Below are 14,297 nucleotides of genomic sequence, written 5' to 3'. Positions count from 1 at the left end.
TCGAGCTAGTTGAGGTTGAAGTTGATCCACACTTGGATGCGCTGCGTGCCGACCGGGACACCGCCCTTCTTGCCGGGCCGGAACTTCCACTTGAGCACGGCCTGAACGGCTGGGCTCTCAAACTCGCGGCGGCTGGATTTGACCGCGTGCGCGTCGATCACGTCCCCGCCACTGTCCACGGAAAACTCCACCAGCACCTTGCCCTCAATGCCGTCGCGGCGCAGTTCGTAGGGGTGGACCGGGCGACTGCGGAAAGTCGGCACGGGCGGCTGGTCGAGGTCGGACAGGTCAAACAACTGCGCACTGCGCTTTTGCAGACCCGCCCGTGTCGTGGTGGTGGGGATGCGGATGGCCCCGGCGGCGTCGGCGCTCAGGCCCTGCGGAGGCGGAGGCTGCATCTGCTGCACGAAAGGCGAGTCAATCTGCACGCTGGGCATGTCCGCCTGCATGGGCGGGGCCGGTTCGGCGGACTCCTCGGCCCCGGCGCTCTCAGTCATTTCGATGTCGGTCACGACGACCTCGTCCGGTTCGATCACCGGCTGGATCATGACCTCGATGGGGTCGGACTCTGGCTCCGTCTCGGGCGGGGCCGGGGCGGCTTTCAGCCACTCACCGCCCAGCGCGATACCGCTGTGGATGAGCAGCGACAACACGGCGGCCAGAATCAAATCGAAACGTAAAAAGGGAAACAGGCGTCTCATGGCGGTCAGCGGCCAGCGGGCCGGTCAATAGTCTCGATGGAGATGCGTTCGATGCCCGCCAGCCGTACCTGATCAAGCACGCCAATCACGTCGCCGTAGCGGGCCAGCGTGTCGCTGGAGATGAGCACGGTCGGCACCTCGGCGCTGTTCTTGTAGTTCGTCAGGCGGGCCGGGATTTCCGCCGCTGCAATCAGTTCACGGTTCCAGTAGGCCGTGCCGCCCTCGGAAACCTGCAAGACGACGATCTCGTCGTCCTTGGGCGCTTCGGCGCTGGCGTTGGGCGAAACCTGCGGCAGGTCCACCGGTACCGTCTGGAGCTTGTCCAGCGAGAGCGTGAACAGGATGAACGTCGCCAGCAAAAAGAAGATCACGTCGATCAGCGGAATGATCTCGATGCGGGCTTTCTTTTTGGACGGCTCTGAAAAAGCGGGTGTCATAGCGTAGCGTGTAGCGAAAAGTGGATACGGGTGGCGCGGGTCCGGTTATTTGGGCTTGAGCTTGGTCTCGAAGAGAATCTTGTTCACCCCGGCCTTGCGGATTTCGTCAATCACATAGCGGGCCTGCACAAAGGAGGCGTCCTCGTCGCCGTTGAGCAGGATTTTCGGGTCTGGCTCAATCGCCTTGTACGCCTGCAAGCGAGCAATGAACTCATCGAGAGTGACCGGCTCCTTGTCCCAGGCCAGCGTGCCCTCCCTGGTCAGGGTGACGGTGACAGCATCCTCGGCAATGCGCCCCTCGCCCGAATCGGCCTTTGGCAGCGACACCGGGAGCCCGCCGCTTTTTTGCAGCGAGAGGGTGAACAGGATGAAGGTCGCCAGCAGGAAGAAAATCACGTCGATCAACGGGATAATCTCAATGCGGGCGCGCTTCGGGGGAGAGGCGGCAAAGACCTGAACGGGTTCGTCCATAGCAGCGGCTGGGGCTTATGGGTTGAACGGTGGATGGCGGGAGGCTACTCAGGCCGGATCAGGCTGCGGCTCAAAGCCCTCGGGGAACCGTTCCCTCACGGACTCGCTATTGTGCGCGTGGGGGGCATTGGACTTGCCCTTGTTTTTCTTGATCAGCAGTTCCAGCGCCGAGTACACATCGGTGATGTCGTGCTTCACCTGCTCGATGCGGGCGTTCAGGATGTTGTATGGTAACAGGCCGATCAAGGCGATCCCGAGGCCGCAGGCCGTCGCGATGAGGGCCTCGCCCACGCCCCCGGTGATCGCCCCGGTGTTGCCGGAAATGTCGCCCCCGCCGAGCGAGGCGAAGGTTCCCATCATCCCGACAATGGTCCCCAGCAGGCCCAGCAGCGGGGCCGCCGTGATGCAGGTGTCCAGCACGGCCATGCCTTGCTGGAAGCGCGTCAGTTCCTTGTCGGCGGCGCGGGTGAAAGCATTGTTGAGCGAGTGTTCGCGGTTGGTCAGCGCGTAGTGCAGGATGCGGGCGATGTAGTCGCGAGTGCTGCCGCTCAACTCGACAGCCTTGTCCACGTTCCTGGCCTCAATCTGCTCAAGGATTTGCTCCACCACTTCCGGCTGGCGGCGCTTGTTCTCGCGTAGCAAAAACAGCGTGCGTTCGATCACCACCGTCACGGCGATGAAGGACAAGGCGAGGATCGGCCACATGATCGGCCCCCCGTGCGTGAACAACTCCATCGGGCTCTGCCCCATCAGAAATGCGAGTGATAGATTCGGTATCATAGTCGTGTGCGGTAAAGGTTTTGATTTATCAATGCATGAAAACGGCTCCGCCCTCTGGCCGAAGTCGTCCCGTACATAGCCCCCGCATGATTTTCCGAATCAGAAATCCGAAAAACAATACGCAGGACTATACCTAAGAGACACCGAAATGGACCTACACTTACTAGTCGAAGTACGTTACAAGTTTGCAACGATGAGTTTTCCCGATCTCAACGGGGCGTAAATCTCCTGCCGTTTTCACCATCCCCTTCCGCGTAAATCCTTGACGGAATGGGCACTCACCGCATACGTGAGCACTTGAAAGACCTGCGTTTCAGCCCACCGATAAACGCCATTTTTTTGCCCGGCGAGAGGATTTTTTCGGGCTTCATCGTTCCTTGGCCCATGAGCCAATAAGCGGTCGTCTATTTGCAGAATTGTAACCGGCAGCCGTTCAAAACAACCGACTGCCGGTGGAGACGGCCTTCACGCCGAAGACAAAACCGGCGACCATGCGGACGGTGCTCCAGAACTCCGGTCCCTGGACGAAGCCCTGGGCCTGCGTGACGATCTTGCCGCCCCCGAAGGTAATCAGGCCCCAGAGCATGGAGAACGGTTCCTCGTCGCTGACGATCTGGGTCGGCATGTCGATCCAACCCGCGATGAAAGGCAATATGAACGCCGCCACGATCACGATGATGGCCAGCGTAGCGGTGAGCCAGGGCTGGGTGCGCTTGGAGGCGGCGTTGGCGTTCGCATTGTCCAGTTCCGCGTTCTTGCGGGCCTGTTCGTTATTGGAAATCGCCACGTCGCGCAGCGTGGTGATGAAGCCCTGACCGAGCTTGAAGACTTCCGAGACTCCCTGAAAGAGTCCGCCTGCGACGGCGCTTGCCGCCATTTCCGTGATGATAGGGTCCATGCCTACCGTCTGTTGTCAACTCACTCCTCCGGTTCCTCCGGCTCGGGCTCAGGGATCTCCAATTGTATTACAGGGGCGGTGGCGATGTCCTGTTCCTTGGCGATAGTGTAGGAGGTGCTTTTAAAGTAATGCGTGCTGCCCTGAACAAAGGCGTCCTTGCGCAGCACGTGCAGGTGCTCACGGCGGATGAGAAACGCCTGCTCCCCCGCCTCGTGATCCGCCGCCAGTGTACCGAAGCGCCCCCGCCGCAGGTTGGTCAGAGACACGGTTCCGTCCGCATTCACCACATAGCCTTCGACGGAAAGAAGTTCATCACCGAGAAACAGGAGCATGGCGTCAGCATCGGCCTGTTCCGGGGTCTGCGTGGCCAGCGTGGCCCGGTCAACGGCGTGTGCGTCGATCACGGCATCTACCCCGTCTTCGGGTAACTCGGCCGTCAGCGTGCCGGTGACGGCGAAGAACCGTGCCTGTGAGAGGAAGGCGTAGTTCAGGTCGTCGGCAGAATGAAAAACGTTGTAGCCGGTGATGAGGCTGTGCGCCCGCACCCCGAGGTGTGCGAGAGCCAACTCTGGTTCCGCTACTCCAGACAAAGCGGCGGGCAGGATGAACACAGCCTCGAAGGGCATCGGGTCGGCGTCGTAGGTCGGCTGTTCGGGCGGCGTGTAGGGGGCGGGCGTGACGCCGGAGACTTGGTTCGCCACATCGAGCACGAACTGAAGCTCCAGTTCGGCATCGTCGCTGCGCCTGTGGGCAATGCCCGTCACCCGGCAGTTGAGCAGGTAGTTTGCCTGCGGGAAGGGGCGCAGCCGGATCGGGTCGCCGGGATTGAGCCCGATGCCCTTTGAGTAATGCACCATGACCTTGCCGCCGACCTCGGGCAGCGCGGCCCGGCGTCCCGCTTTGGCGACCTGGGCGTTGGCCACGCTTTGCCGGGTGATCCAGCGCCGCTGAAACGTGACCGGTTCCTGTGTGCCGTTGAGGGCATGCGCGGCAGCATCGTGATGGATGGCGACCGATTCTTTGAACTCCCGCTCGCGGTCGGTATAGACAAGGCGTGTCTCACTGCTCACCTGGCTAAAGGCGTCCGTGTCGATTTCGGGAAAATCGGTCTGGTCGGCGGTGTCGATGATGGGAGCCCCGGAAAAGTCCACCGGCAGCGAGGCCGAACCGAAGCGGTACTTGCCGTTTTTCTGGTAAAGGAAGCCGTCGAAGTACCCCAGCATCTCCGCGAGGGACTGCGGAAGGGATTGGGCGTTGTTGATGAGCGGCGAGATACCCATGTCAGCCTCCACCAGTTTGGCGGACGTTTCCTCGCCGCTGCCGTCGAAGTCGGACAGGTAGATGCCAAGGCCGTAGCGCGGGTGGGTGGCCAGTTCGATAGCGGCGTGAATGGGGCACACATCCCCGGAAAGGTCCGGGTTGGCGTAGCCCGGAATCACCGTGCGGCGCGAGACCACGAACTCTACCTGCGGGGCGGACGTTCGGTCGCGTCCAAAGATAAGCGGATCGAAGACGACATAGCACTGCCCCCGGTAGGCCGGATGGCCCAGCGGTTCCAGCAGCGAATCGGCCAACTGGCTGTCACTGCCCCAATAGAACCGGGCCTGCCCGTAATTGGGCAGCGTGATGAACGCGAACTGTCCGGCCACAGCGGTAAGGGGGCCTTCCCAGACCTTCACCGTGTCGATGTAGATGGCGTGAAGCGTATCGACTGGCCCGCTGCAAATCGCCCCGGCCAACCCCGCCTGATAGGTGTAGCCCACCGTAGCGGTGGACGTGCTATTCTTGCCACTTTGATAGGTGGTGGTGATGGGAATGGCCTGCGGATTAATGGCGGGCGTGATCCACGTCAGGCTCAAGCGCACGGTGCCCGCCGCCCACGGGAGCGGACGGGCCTCTTCGTTGGTGGCGACGCGCTCGGCCTGCACGTTGGTCAGGCTCTGGACCGGCGCGGGTACCGCCTGCGTGCTGCGAAACAAAAAGCTCATGACTGCATCAGGCGGTAAACGGCGTCTTGACGCCGGGCATAGGTCGGATCGTCCAACTGGCCGAAGGTGGTTCCCAACCCGCGTATCGAATGAATGAATACCGGTGGCGTAACCAGCATCCCGAGGTGATGTGGGGCACGGCCCATGATGAACGTCACCAGATCGCCGGGCATAAGGCGCGTGCCATCATCCAACCGGACACAGTTGGAGATGCTCTCCAAATACTCCCGAAGTTGCGAATCCTCCCGGTGAGCGGTCGCGTCCAGCGTGTAGCGCGGCGGCTTCAACTCGTGGGGAAAGCCGCAGGCGGTGGCCAGTTGATGCACAAGATGCACGCAATCGCAACCTCCCTGGCACACACCCTGGAACGGCACGAAGGGCGTGCCGATCCAGCGCCGGGCTTCCGCTTCCAACTGGCGAACTCTCTCGGGATTCTTGAAGAATGGCTTCATAGTGATAAAGGGGGCAGGTGCGCAGCACCGATGGGGGCATCGCCCCCATGAATGCGGTGAAGCTGGCTCAGCTTCATTTCTTGCCGCCGCCGGAGGCCGTGTTGGCGAGGGGCATGGCCATGAGGGTCGGGTTTTCGTAGGGGATGAACGGGTGCCCGCCGTAATTGACGAAGTTGTCAAAGCGCTGCTTGCAGCAATCGGGGGTGCGGTCGCAACCGGGCCAGGCCGAACAGGCGTCCCCGGTTTGTGAAATGCGCAGGGAAGCGTTCAGGTAGAGCCGGTGGCGAGTCGCGGAGAGGATTTCTGCGTAACGGATGGTACGGACCTCGACCTGCGGGGCGGTGCCGATTTCGATATAGCCGCCCGGTAGCCAGTCTGCGGCCTTGTCCACGAGGGTGGCGGACTCGAAGTCGATACTCCCGCCATCCGTGTCGATGGCCTCGATGGTGCCACTCAGCCGATAAGTGGCCGAGGGCACACGGCAGGTGGAACCGTCGAAGAGTTGGTAGTTGCAACGGGTTTGGAGGAAGAAGCGCGGGACACGCTTTTCGCCGTAGGAGAGCGGGCTGACCGACTTGGCCTTGAGGGTGTAGCCCTGCCGGGTGACGGATTCGATGATGCCCCGGAACAGAATGACCGGGGCCTCCAGCACGAGGCCGGTAGCTTCATCGACGTGGGCGAGGCTCAAGACGACACTGGTAGGCTGGCCGATATGGATGGGCAGCCAGTCCTCGAAGGGATTCCCCTCCCAGGCGAAGAGTTCGAGGTTCAGCTTGTCGGTGTCGCCCTCGGTCGAGACGGACAGGCCGCTGTGGTCGATGGGGACCGGGTGCCAGGTGACGCCGCTGTTGACCGGTGTGTCGTGGCTCGTGAGGTGGAGCGAGTAAATATCGCGCACCCCGTAACGGCGGGTGATGCGGTAGAGATAGACGGGACGGCGGGTGGCGAGCGCGTTGGGGGCGGTATACTCCTCGGGCAGTTCGATGCCGGTGAAGCGGATGCGGGCGTGGTTATCGGCCTCGAAGTCATACTTGATCTCGTCGCTGGAAAGGCGTACTAGGAGCAGGCGTGAGACCTGCCAGCAGTCGGCGTTCGCGGGCAAAGCTTCATCGAGCGTGACTTGAGAACGCGTGGCAAAGGCAGTCGCTTCGACGAGCAGGACTTTCCGAAACAGGCACTGGCCGTCCAACGAACAGAACACGAGGTGTTTTCCTTTCAGGTGCGACCAGTCGGAGAAGATGGACGCTTCGATGAACATGGTGGCTGACACCGACGCACTCAGTACCGTCACATCCTCCGCGCCGGTCGCCAGCCAGAACGCCTTGAAGCGCCCGCTCCGAGCCGCGAAGAACGCCTCCACCGCATCGAGGGCATCGGCGTCTGGTGCCACCGTGACGATTTGCAGGCGCTCCTGTGTATTGGCCTGCACTGGCATAGCGGGGTGCGCCCCGAAGCCGATGTCGGTGACTTCCGGCTCGTAGTTGAGCGTCCGGCGCACCGACTCCCCCAAGTCGGCCACCAGCGGAAAGACCGGTATATCAAGGTAGTTCATCGTAGGCCCAAGAGGGTAAAAATGTCGTTAAGGTAGGTCTGCGCCGTGCGTCCCGAAGGGATGCCCACCTCGTAGAGGACATACTGCGTGGACAGCGCCGGACCGAGGTCGGCGTAGTTGCCCGCGCCCGTGACGGCAGCGGCCAGGTGCGCATTGAAGGCTTCGTTATCGTCCTCCCAACTGCTGGCTGTCGGATCGACCGAATACACCTTGCAGCGGGAAAACTCACGGCGGGCATACTCCGTCTGAAAGTTGTTGTAGTCGGTGGAGAACGAACTGGTGGGCTCGTTCTCCGGGACGCGGGGCACTCGGTGGTAACCACTGCTGGCCTCGTTGATGAAGGCCAGTGAGACGTAGCGAGCGGCTTCCTCGCCGGAAACGTGATAAGCTAGACGGTCCAGCCAGCGCTCGCTTGACCAGCTCTGGACACGCACGAAGTGGTCGGCCTTCTCTTGATCGCCGCCGTAGATCATATCGCGCAGGAGCACTTTTAAATCGTTGGCGGCGGCAGTGACGTTGGGCACGTCCGCATCCATGCTGCCTGATGTATCGATGAAGAACAGGAAGTAGAGGTTCGCCAGAATTGAGAGCCAGTTGCTTTTGGTATCGGTCTCCGTGAAGACAAACTCTGCGCTGACCGCTTCCAGCGGCGTCGCCCCCTTGACGCTGATTTCAAAGGCCCGTCCGCTGCCTCCGATTAATTCTGTATCCACAGATTCGATACGGCCCAGATCGAGGGGAACAAGAATGTCGCCCGCCTCACACGGGAGCGCTTCCTCCAGCGTGAGCACGGGGCCGGAGACGGAAGCAATCTTGGCGGCAGCGGTGATGTCTCCCAGAGGCCGGGCGATTCCGGCCCATTGCCCGGCGCTGAAATTACCCGCGCTGCGTTCGAGCGTGATTGTGTTCCCTGCTGACTGGGCGACGATCTGCTCGCGTCCCCAGCGGGGGGCGGCGGCCTTGGCCGACTCCAGTGCGGCCCGCAAGACGGACTCGACTTCAAAAGTGCGGGCGGCAGTGTCCGTGGTAATGGTGTAGTTGCCGCTGCGGCGCGGCTGGGTGAACCACGCAGCCCGTTCCTCCAGTCCGGTCACACTCTCGGCCACCGACGAGCGGTGCGCCTGCCGGTGGTTGATGGCGAACAGCCAGTCAGGGGCGAAGGGTATCAGGGTATGGTTATCAATGAGCATGGCGTTATCCGGGGATGCCGAGTCGGAGCTTGTTGCGGCCCATGATGTCGAGAACGACAGCTTCGCCTTCGGTGGTTTCGAGAAAACGGCGCAGGTCGTTGCGGGTGCCGGTAACGGCGATGTTCACTTGCCCACCGGTCTGCGATTGCGTGGACGTTGTGGATACGGTGTCAGCCAGCCCGCCCTCGGCAAAGCCGGGCAGGCTCGGGAGCGTGGGCCGGTTGACCCGCAACTGCCCCACGAGATTGTCAAAGTAAGCCGGTCCCTGCCGGGCGACTACATCGGCGGGCACGACGAACTCGCCCCGGTGGACGATGCCCGCCGGTTCGTATTTGCCCCCGAATCCCGTATAACCGCCTACGGCAAAACCGCCGACCGAGGCCATCACGGCGGTCAGCACGGCGGCCCCGATGATGGCGGCGGCCCCCCACGAGCCGATGGAGGCGAGCATGGCGGTGGGCCCCATCGCGGTCTGTTTGGTCGCTTCCTGCACGACCGTGCTGGACGTGTCGGCCTGCTTTAAAGACTCGCCCATGACGAACATGCGCAGGCGCTCGGCAATCCAGCTTGTCGCCATCTGCGTGAAAGACTGGATGAGCGCCCCGCGAATCGTGCCGGTGACATTGGTGAGGGCTCCCTGCCAGGTTTCCGTGCGGCTAATTAAGCCCTCCATACTGCTCGACAGGCCCGATTTGAGGGCGTTGTCGATGTTGCTGAAAGTGTCCGTCGCGGTGGACTCCAGCGCTTCCATCTGGCCGGATAAATTGTCGGCGGGTAACTCAGCCGATTCCACACCCAGTGTGGCTTCGCTCTCGCGCAGCGCGATGCGTTCCTCGATCAGCGCGTTCAGGCGCTCGGTGGCGCTCAGGCCGCGCTCGGACTCATCGGCGGACAGGCCGAGAATTTCCCGGCTGGCTTCAAGGTTGGCATTCAGTTGATCCCGGATCAGGTCGGAGAGTTCCGCTACGCCCTCGCGCTGTTCAGCCAAGAGATCGTTGAACTCCCGCGCAGGTTTGACGGCGTTGTTGCCCCAATCGACACGGCCAAAGCTGACCGTCCCGATCTGGGTGCCGTCCGTAAACGGCAGGGCAGCGGTGATGGCGTTGACCCGTTCGATCACGCCGTTGAGCAGGTTCTCAAAGCCAGCGGTGATCGCGTTGAGCACAGCGGAAAAGGCGCGCCCCAGCAGGTTCACGGCTTCCTGAAAGATGACCCGCGCTTCCTCCCCGATCTTGCGAAAGCCTGCGGAGATCCACACCACCGGCTTTTCCAACAGATCAATCAGGCTGGTGGCCGCTTTGGTGCCGAAGGTCATGACGCCGTTGAGCACCACCTTCCAGCCTTCGCCATCCTCACCCAGCCAGGACAGCGCATCGTCGATCATGCGTTGGGCCGCCGCCGTCCCCTGCTCAAAGCCAGCCTCGATGGACAGGCCGATGAACTGGGCAAAGGTGCCGTCGCGGAACGACTCCAGTGCCAGATCGAGAAAGCCTCCGATGCGCTGACCCGCCGCCGTCAGATCGATGTTATTGAGCGTTTCCAGCGGTCCCAGCAATTCGTCCGCCAGCATGTCCCCGATCCCGGCGAAGAGTTGCCGCGATTTGTTGGGGATGCGGCCCATCAGTGTGTCGATGCGCTCGAACTGCCGGGCGTTGCGCTCCAGCACCTCCGGCATAGCCCCGAGCGAACGGGTCACATCGTCGATGTCGCCGGAGACGAACAGGCTTTGCAGTTCGGCCCCCGCCCGCCCGAAAATCCGCATGGAAACCGCCGCCCGCTCAGCCGGGTCTTCGATCTTCCGGATCGCATTGCCGATCTCGCTGAACTGCTCAGAGGGGCTTTTTTGCAACAGGTCCTCATAGGAAAGATTGAGGGATTCAAAGGCTTTGGAGGGCTCCTGCATTCCCTCTCCGGCCTCAATGAGGGACTTCTGCATTTTGTTGATCGCCAGTCGGGAATTGTCCGCGCTGATGCCGTTGTCCTCAAACGCCTGGCGCAGGATGATCAAATCCTTGACCGCCACCCCCGTCTGGCTGCGCAGGTGGTCCATGTCCGCACCCAGCTTGATGATGTCGCGGGCACCGGAAATGACGGTGCGAGCCGACAGGTAGGCGGCGGCGAAACCGGCCACCCCTTTGATCAGCCGTCCAAAGCCCGCCGTAGCCTGTTCCAAGCCAGCAAGCTTGGAGCGAATATCAATCAGGACACTGACACGGGAATCGGCCATTTACAGGCCGGGCGCGTGTCAACAACAGCTTACCACAAACGGGCGGGAACCGTTTCTTCCAGCGGGGTCTCAACCGGATCATCCAGCAGGCTGAAAAAGTCAAAACCAGTGAGAGCTTCCACTTCGTCCACGGATACCAGATATTGGCTGAAATCGTCCGACTCACCGGCTCCCTGCGGGATGATGACGGCGATCACCCGCAACTCATCCCGGTCCGTCACGTCCGCGACAATTTTGAAAAAGCCGCTGGGGATGGCCACGCCAGAGGCCAAACGACGCACCGGCTTCTCGTAAACCGGCCCGGTGATGACCCACAATTCGTGAAAGCGGCGCAGCCAGGACTGGGAAACCTGCTGCTCCAGCAACCGCCAGATGCCTTGGTTGAGCTGCGGCTGTTGCGGAACGACGTTCGACATCAGAAAGGTCTCCATCTGTGCCTGCGGGCCATAGACGACACCGATCGCGTGATTGGGAGCCATGTGTCCCCGGTCGAATCCGCTGCCGGTGTAGTCGTTGTGGCTCACCCGCGCCCGCGTGCGCATGTCCGTCTCAAAGGACTCCGGGCGATCTTCCGTCCCACCCTCAGGCGTGTATGTCAGCTTGTAGGCAACCCAGGCCGGATTTTCCATCTGCTCATCGTAGCCCACCACATAGCCGCTGTTGGTTAAAAGCTGCAAGCGCTTGTCAGCGACCGGCAGGCCCGCCAGGGTGTAACGGTCAGCGCCGAGGGCATCCGCGTCCACCACAATACCGCGCGAAGCAGGGATGCGGTCCATCACCCACTCGATCCAGCGGTCAGTCTTGCGGTTGGTTTCCCGGCGATCCCGCACCCAGACAAGCACGGCAATCGCCCGCTGGTTCACCGCTTCCTGCGTCTCATCATCCTGCTGGCTGTACCAGATACCGAAACCCAGCGCCGCCAGCACAACGAGCACGAGCGTGATCTTTCCGAACCGGAACGGCAGGGACAGCAGGCTCTTCTTCTTGCGGGGTTTGTTTTTTCGTCGGACCATCCGCAGTTCTAATAAGGATGCACGCCGCTATGCCAAGCTCAGGCTTGACCGGAAATCCCTCAAGTATCCGGCAAGGGGTGAACGGGCACGCCTGCACCGCCGTAGAGGCGGTGCAGGTCGGCGGGTTTGGTTGCCGAAGGGTTGGCCGTGTCCGTGCGCAATGCCCGCTCGAATCGTCCGAGGGCCTGCCCGGCGGTCTTGCTCCAGATGGCCGATGCAGCCAGAGCGCGGGACTGGGTGTGCCAGCACAGGGATTCCATGCGCCGGACCTGATCGCGTCGGATCAAAAGCAGGGCTTCCGGCAGGGAGAGCGTAGCGGCAACTTCGCTTACGCCTTTTCCGAGGAGACAGGCGCACTCGGCGCAAAGCTCGGCAAGGCTGACCGCACTTTCTGCCCGCTGGCGGCGATGGGGAGGAGCGCTTCGTTGACCTGCGCCCGCCGTTCGCCCCAGCGGCAGGCATTCTTGAAATTTATCCCGTGGCCCTGTTCGCAAATGTCCAGGAGGGAGTCCACCGTGAGCGTGTCAGCCCAGCCCTCGGGCTTGTCGCAGAGGAATTCCGCCAGGCGTTCCTCCTGATCAACAAAGCGCAGGTAATCAGGAAACTCCCGGATTTTAAGCAGGCGGACGGTGACGGTTTCCTCGCTGTCGTCAACAAGGCAGACGTTGAGGATCGAGCCACCGTTGAGGATCGAATTGTCAGCGTTTTGTGTTTCCATGACCGAAATGAGGGTGTCAACCAGTACTCGTCACGACCGCCGGAAGCGCATCCAAGTGTGCGGGTGAACGCGTCCGTTAGTCGTCTTTAATGGAAATAACTTCGGCCTGAACTGTGATCGGCTCGTCCAGCAGCATTTCCACCCCGATGTTCCGAATAAGCCCAACAACACGCGGATTCCCGATCAATCCGCTGATCACGGGCTGAACCTGTTGGTCGTCACCGAAATCCACCGGGCACTCGACCGCCTCCAGCAACAGTCCCCGGATCAGCAGTTGGGCGGTGCCTTCCTCGTTTTTATTGCCCGCCCCGGTCACCTCAATGGTGGCCCAGAGGGTCCCCATCCGTTCAGGAAAACTATTGATGCCGTCACGGTTACTGAGTGTGGAAGTCCAAGCCGCAACTACACCCGATTCTTCAACCAAAAGTGCAAGCCGGACAATTTCGAGCGCTTGGGGCATAAAGCCCAGATCGTAGTCGATGCGCAACAACTTGGCGCTGCCACTGGGGCGATAATAGCGATACGGCTCCCCGCTGGGCTGGGTAAGGGTGATCGCATCTTCGCCAAAACTGACATTCGCATTCTCCGTTTCATACACGCCTGTCTCGGAGCCCATAATCTTGGCCTGCGGGTTGGCAGGGCCGTAGCTTTGCAGCACAGCGTCCATTCGATCAGCCGTGAGCCGGAGCTGGCCGACTCCGATATAAGGGGAACCCAAGCGCCCCTCGAAAAGCAGTTCGTTGACCTGTGAGGCCGGACTGATTGTTTTGGCCGGGCCGAAAAGGTTATTGAGTTCGCTCATATGTCAGGTGCTCAGGGGGAAATTGGGGTTGGCACGATCAGTCGTCGTTTTCCGAGACGACACTTGCCTGAACAATAACCGGTTCAGCCAGCAGCATTTCCAGCCCCAGGACCCGGCTAAGCGCTGTAACATCAACACTGACTGCTTGCGTCCAGTTGAAGATCGCCTTAACCGGGCTGTCGTCACCCAAATCAACCGGACAATCCACGGATTCAAACAGCAGCCCCCGAATCAATCGTTGCGCAATTCCGCGTTCATCCCGGCTACCCGACCCGGTGACACTAACGGTTACCCAAAGCGTCCCGAACCGTTCTGAAAGCTCAATGGTTGAAGCCGTGTTTTCGTCATCGTTCAGCAGGTAAGACCAGTGCGCAATCACACCCGAATCTTCCGTTATCAACGAGAGCCGGGCGACTTCGGGGGACTGTGGCGTGAAGCCCAGGTCGTAGTCGATGCGTAGCAACTTGGCACTGCCGACTTCTCCCTCATACTCATAGGACCCACCACTGGGCTGAATCATGGTGATCGTGTTTCCGCTGAAAGTGAGCCTCGCGTTTTCCGTTTCATATGACCCAGCTTCCGAAGCGAGAACCTTCGCCTGGGGATCGACCGGGCCGTAAGAATGGAGCACGGTATTCATGAGACTGGCGGTAAGCCGGGGCATCCCGACGCCGATGTAAGGGAAGCCCAAGCGCCCCTCGTAAACCAGCTCGTTTGTCTGCGAGGCCGGGCTGACTGTCTTGGCCGGGCCGAAAACTTCATTGAGTTTATTCATGGTCTAAATCCTGTTGAATACCGGCTCTGCGCCGTTGCCGTTCCAAACGGGCGGCTTGTTCAGGGTCGTAATCTTCGACCGGGTTTTCGAGCCCAAGGGCTTCGATGCCCGCCTTCAGTTCCTCCGGGGTGTCAAAGTCCGCCATCTCATGGATCGAATCGGTTTCCCCGTTGGTTTCAAAGACGTTGAGCACGCGCTGGCCGTCATGGATGCAGCGCCAGACGTATTTCCCGCTCTCGGGGCGACTGGCCCGGTTGAAGCGGAGGTTTCCTTCCTGGATTTCTTCGGTCATG

The 14,297-nt window shown here is 61.2% G+C and carries 16 protein-coding genes; all 16 read right to left on the bottom strand.

What is annotated here, in order from left to right:
- Nucleotides 1-5 precede the first annotated feature (5 nt).
- The 16 genes from K0V07_RS09970 to K0V07_RS09895 all read right to left on the bottom strand — a co-directional run bounded on the left by K0V07_RS09970 (nucleotide 6) and on the right by K0V07_RS09895 (nucleotide 14,296).
- Nucleotides 6-701 (bottom strand): energy transducer TonB, encoded by a 696-nt coding sequence (locus K0V07_RS09970; protein ID WP_220621240.1) that lies wholly within the window; start codon nucleotides 699-701, stop codon nucleotides 6-8.
- A 5-nt stretch (nucleotides 702-706) separates the two neighbouring features.
- The gene (locus K0V07_RS09965) at nucleotides 707-1,138 is read right to left on the bottom strand and encodes a biopolymer transporter ExbD (protein WP_220621239.1); all 432 of its coding nucleotides are present in this window, start codon (nucleotides 1,136-1,138) and stop codon (nucleotides 707-709) included.
- Nucleotides 1,139-1,183: 45 nt separating this feature from the next.
- The gene (locus tag K0V07_RS09960) at nucleotides 1,184-1,609 is read right to left on the bottom strand and encodes a biopolymer transporter ExbD (protein ID WP_220621238.1); all 426 of its coding nucleotides are present in this window, start codon (nucleotides 1,607-1,609) and stop codon (nucleotides 1,184-1,186) included.
- A gap of 48 nt (nucleotides 1,610-1,657) precedes the next feature.
- Nucleotides 1,658-2,389, bottom strand: coding sequence for a MotA/TolQ/ExbB proton channel family protein (locus K0V07_RS09955; protein ID WP_220621237.1), 732 nt, complete (start codon nucleotides 2,387-2,389; stop codon nucleotides 1,658-1,660).
- A 433-nt stretch (nucleotides 2,390-2,822) separates the two neighbouring features.
- Nucleotides 2,823-3,287 (bottom strand): hypothetical protein, encoded by a 465-nt coding sequence (locus K0V07_RS09950; protein WP_220621236.1) that lies wholly within the window; start codon nucleotides 3,285-3,287, stop codon nucleotides 2,823-2,825.
- A 20-nt stretch (nucleotides 3,288-3,307) separates the two neighbouring features.
- Nucleotides 3,308-5,275 carry a hypothetical protein gene (locus tag K0V07_RS09945; protein ID WP_220621235.1) on the bottom strand — a complete coding sequence of 656 codons (1,968 nt, stop codon included), beginning with the start codon at nucleotides 5,273-5,275 and terminating at the stop codon, nucleotides 3,308-3,310.
- A complete protein-coding gene (locus K0V07_RS09940) occupies nucleotides 5,272-5,727 on the bottom strand; it encodes a hypothetical protein (RefSeq protein WP_220621234.1) in 456 nt (151 codons plus the stop codon). The genes K0V07_RS09945 and K0V07_RS09940 overlap by 4 nt, the downstream gene beginning before the upstream one ends.
- 73 nt (nucleotides 5,728-5,800) lie before the next feature.
- Entirely contained in the window at nucleotides 5,801-7,279 is a 1,479-nt protein-coding gene (locus tag K0V07_RS09935; RefSeq protein ID WP_220621233.1) for a phage BR0599 family protein, read from the bottom strand.
- A complete protein-coding gene (locus K0V07_RS09930) occupies nucleotides 7,276-8,469 on the bottom strand; it encodes a hypothetical protein (protein WP_220621232.1) in 1,194 nt (397 codons plus the stop codon). The genes K0V07_RS09935 and K0V07_RS09930 overlap by 4 nt, the downstream gene beginning before the upstream one ends.
- Nucleotides 8,470-8,473: 4 nt before the next feature.
- Nucleotides 8,474-10,696, bottom strand: a complete 2,223-nt coding sequence (locus tag K0V07_RS09925; RefSeq protein ID WP_220621231.1) for a hypothetical protein — start codon at nucleotides 10,694-10,696, stop codon at nucleotides 8,474-8,476.
- 29 nt (nucleotides 10,697-10,725) lie between these two features.
- On the bottom strand, nucleotides 10,726-11,709 hold the full coding sequence (locus K0V07_RS09920; RefSeq protein ID WP_220621230.1) for a DNA/RNA non-specific endonuclease: 984 nt from the start codon (nucleotides 11,707-11,709) through the stop codon (nucleotides 10,726-10,728).
- A 59-nt stretch (nucleotides 11,710-11,768) separates the two neighbouring features.
- Nucleotides 11,769-11,996 (bottom strand): hypothetical protein, encoded by a 228-nt coding sequence (locus tag K0V07_RS09915; protein WP_220621229.1) that lies wholly within the window; start codon nucleotides 11,994-11,996, stop codon nucleotides 11,769-11,771.
- A 41-nt stretch (nucleotides 11,997-12,037) separates the two neighbouring features.
- Nucleotides 12,038-12,427: a hypothetical protein gene (locus K0V07_RS09910; protein WP_220621228.1), complete on the bottom strand. Its 390-nt coding sequence runs from the start codon at nucleotides 12,425-12,427 to the stop codon at nucleotides 12,038-12,040.
- Nucleotides 12,428-12,503: 76 nt separating this feature from the next.
- A complete protein-coding gene (locus K0V07_RS09905) occupies nucleotides 12,504-13,229 on the bottom strand; it encodes a hypothetical protein (RefSeq protein WP_220621227.1) in 726 nt (241 codons plus the stop codon).
- A gap of 37 nt (nucleotides 13,230-13,266) precedes the next feature.
- Nucleotides 13,267-14,004: a hypothetical protein gene (locus K0V07_RS09900; protein WP_220621226.1), complete on the bottom strand. Its 738-nt coding sequence runs from the start codon at nucleotides 14,002-14,004 to the stop codon at nucleotides 13,267-13,269.
- Nucleotides 13,997-14,296 (bottom strand): hypothetical protein, encoded by a 300-nt coding sequence (locus tag K0V07_RS09895; protein ID WP_220621225.1) that lies wholly within the window; start codon nucleotides 14,294-14,296, stop codon nucleotides 13,997-13,999. Before K0V07_RS09895 ends, K0V07_RS09900 begins: the two co-directional genes overlap by 8 nt.
- Nucleotide 14,297 lies beyond the last annotated feature (1 nt).

Source organism: Ruficoccus sp. ZRK36, assembly GCF_019603315.1.
GTDB lineage: Bacteria > Verrucomicrobiota > Verrucomicrobiia > Opitutales > Cerasicoccaceae > Ruficoccus.
Note: the sequence above shows the minus strand (reverse complement) of the source record. Positions and strands in the feature narration are given on the sequence as shown.

Excerpts from the sequence above, each read along its gene's own strand:
- K0V07_RS09940 (WP_220621234.1), bottom strand. The coding sequence starts at position 5,727 with ATGAAGCCATTCTTCAAGAATCCCGAGAGAGTTCGCCAGTTGGAAGCG.
- K0V07_RS09905 (WP_220621227.1), bottom strand. The coding sequence starts at position 13,229 with ATGAGCGAACTCAATAACCTTTTCGGCCCGGCCAAAACAATCAGTCCG.
- K0V07_RS09900 (WP_220621226.1), bottom strand. The coding sequence starts at position 14,004 with ATGAATAAACTCAATGAAGTTTTCGGCCCGGCCAAGACAGTCAGCCCG.
- K0V07_RS09920 (WP_220621230.1), bottom strand. The coding sequence starts at position 11,709 with ATGGTCCGACGAAAAAACAAACCCCGCAAGAAGAAGAGCCTGCTGTCC.
- K0V07_RS09950 (WP_220621236.1), bottom strand. The coding sequence starts at position 3,287 with ATGGACCCTATCATCACGGAAATGGCGGCAAGCGCCGTCGCAGGCGGA.
- K0V07_RS09925 (WP_220621231.1), bottom strand. The coding sequence starts at position 10,696 with ATGGCCGATTCCCGTGTCAGTGTCCTGATTGATATTCGCTCCAAGCTT.
- K0V07_RS09930 (WP_220621232.1), bottom strand. The coding sequence starts at position 8,469 with ATGCTCATTGATAACCATACCCTGATACCCTTCGCCCCTGACTGGCTG.
- K0V07_RS09960 (WP_220621238.1), bottom strand. The coding sequence starts at position 1,609 with ATGGACGAACCCGTTCAGGTCTTTGCCGCCTCTCCCCCGAAGCGCGCC.
- K0V07_RS09910 (WP_220621228.1), bottom strand. The coding sequence starts at position 12,427 with ATGGAAACACAAAACGCTGACAATTCGATCCTCAACGGTGGCTCGATC.
- K0V07_RS09935 (WP_220621233.1), bottom strand. The coding sequence starts at position 7,279 with ATGAACTACCTTGATATACCGGTCTTTCCGCTGGTGGCCGACTTGGGG.
- K0V07_RS09945 (WP_220621235.1), bottom strand. The coding sequence starts at position 5,275 with ATGAGCTTTTTGTTTCGCAGCACGCAGGCGGTACCCGCGCCGGTCCAG.
- K0V07_RS09955 (WP_220621237.1), bottom strand. The coding sequence starts at position 2,389 with ATGATACCGAATCTATCACTCGCATTTCTGATGGGGCAGAGCCCGATG.
- K0V07_RS09965 (WP_220621239.1), bottom strand. The coding sequence starts at position 1,138 with ATGACACCCGCTTTTTCAGAGCCGTCCAAAAAGAAAGCCCGCATCGAG.
- K0V07_RS09970 (WP_220621240.1), bottom strand. The coding sequence starts at position 701 with ATGAGACGCCTGTTTCCCTTTTTACGTTTCGATTTGATTCTGGCCGCC.
- K0V07_RS09895 (WP_220621225.1), bottom strand. The coding sequence starts at position 14,296 with ATGACCGAAGAAATCCAGGAAGGAAACCTCCGCTTCAACCGGGCCAGT.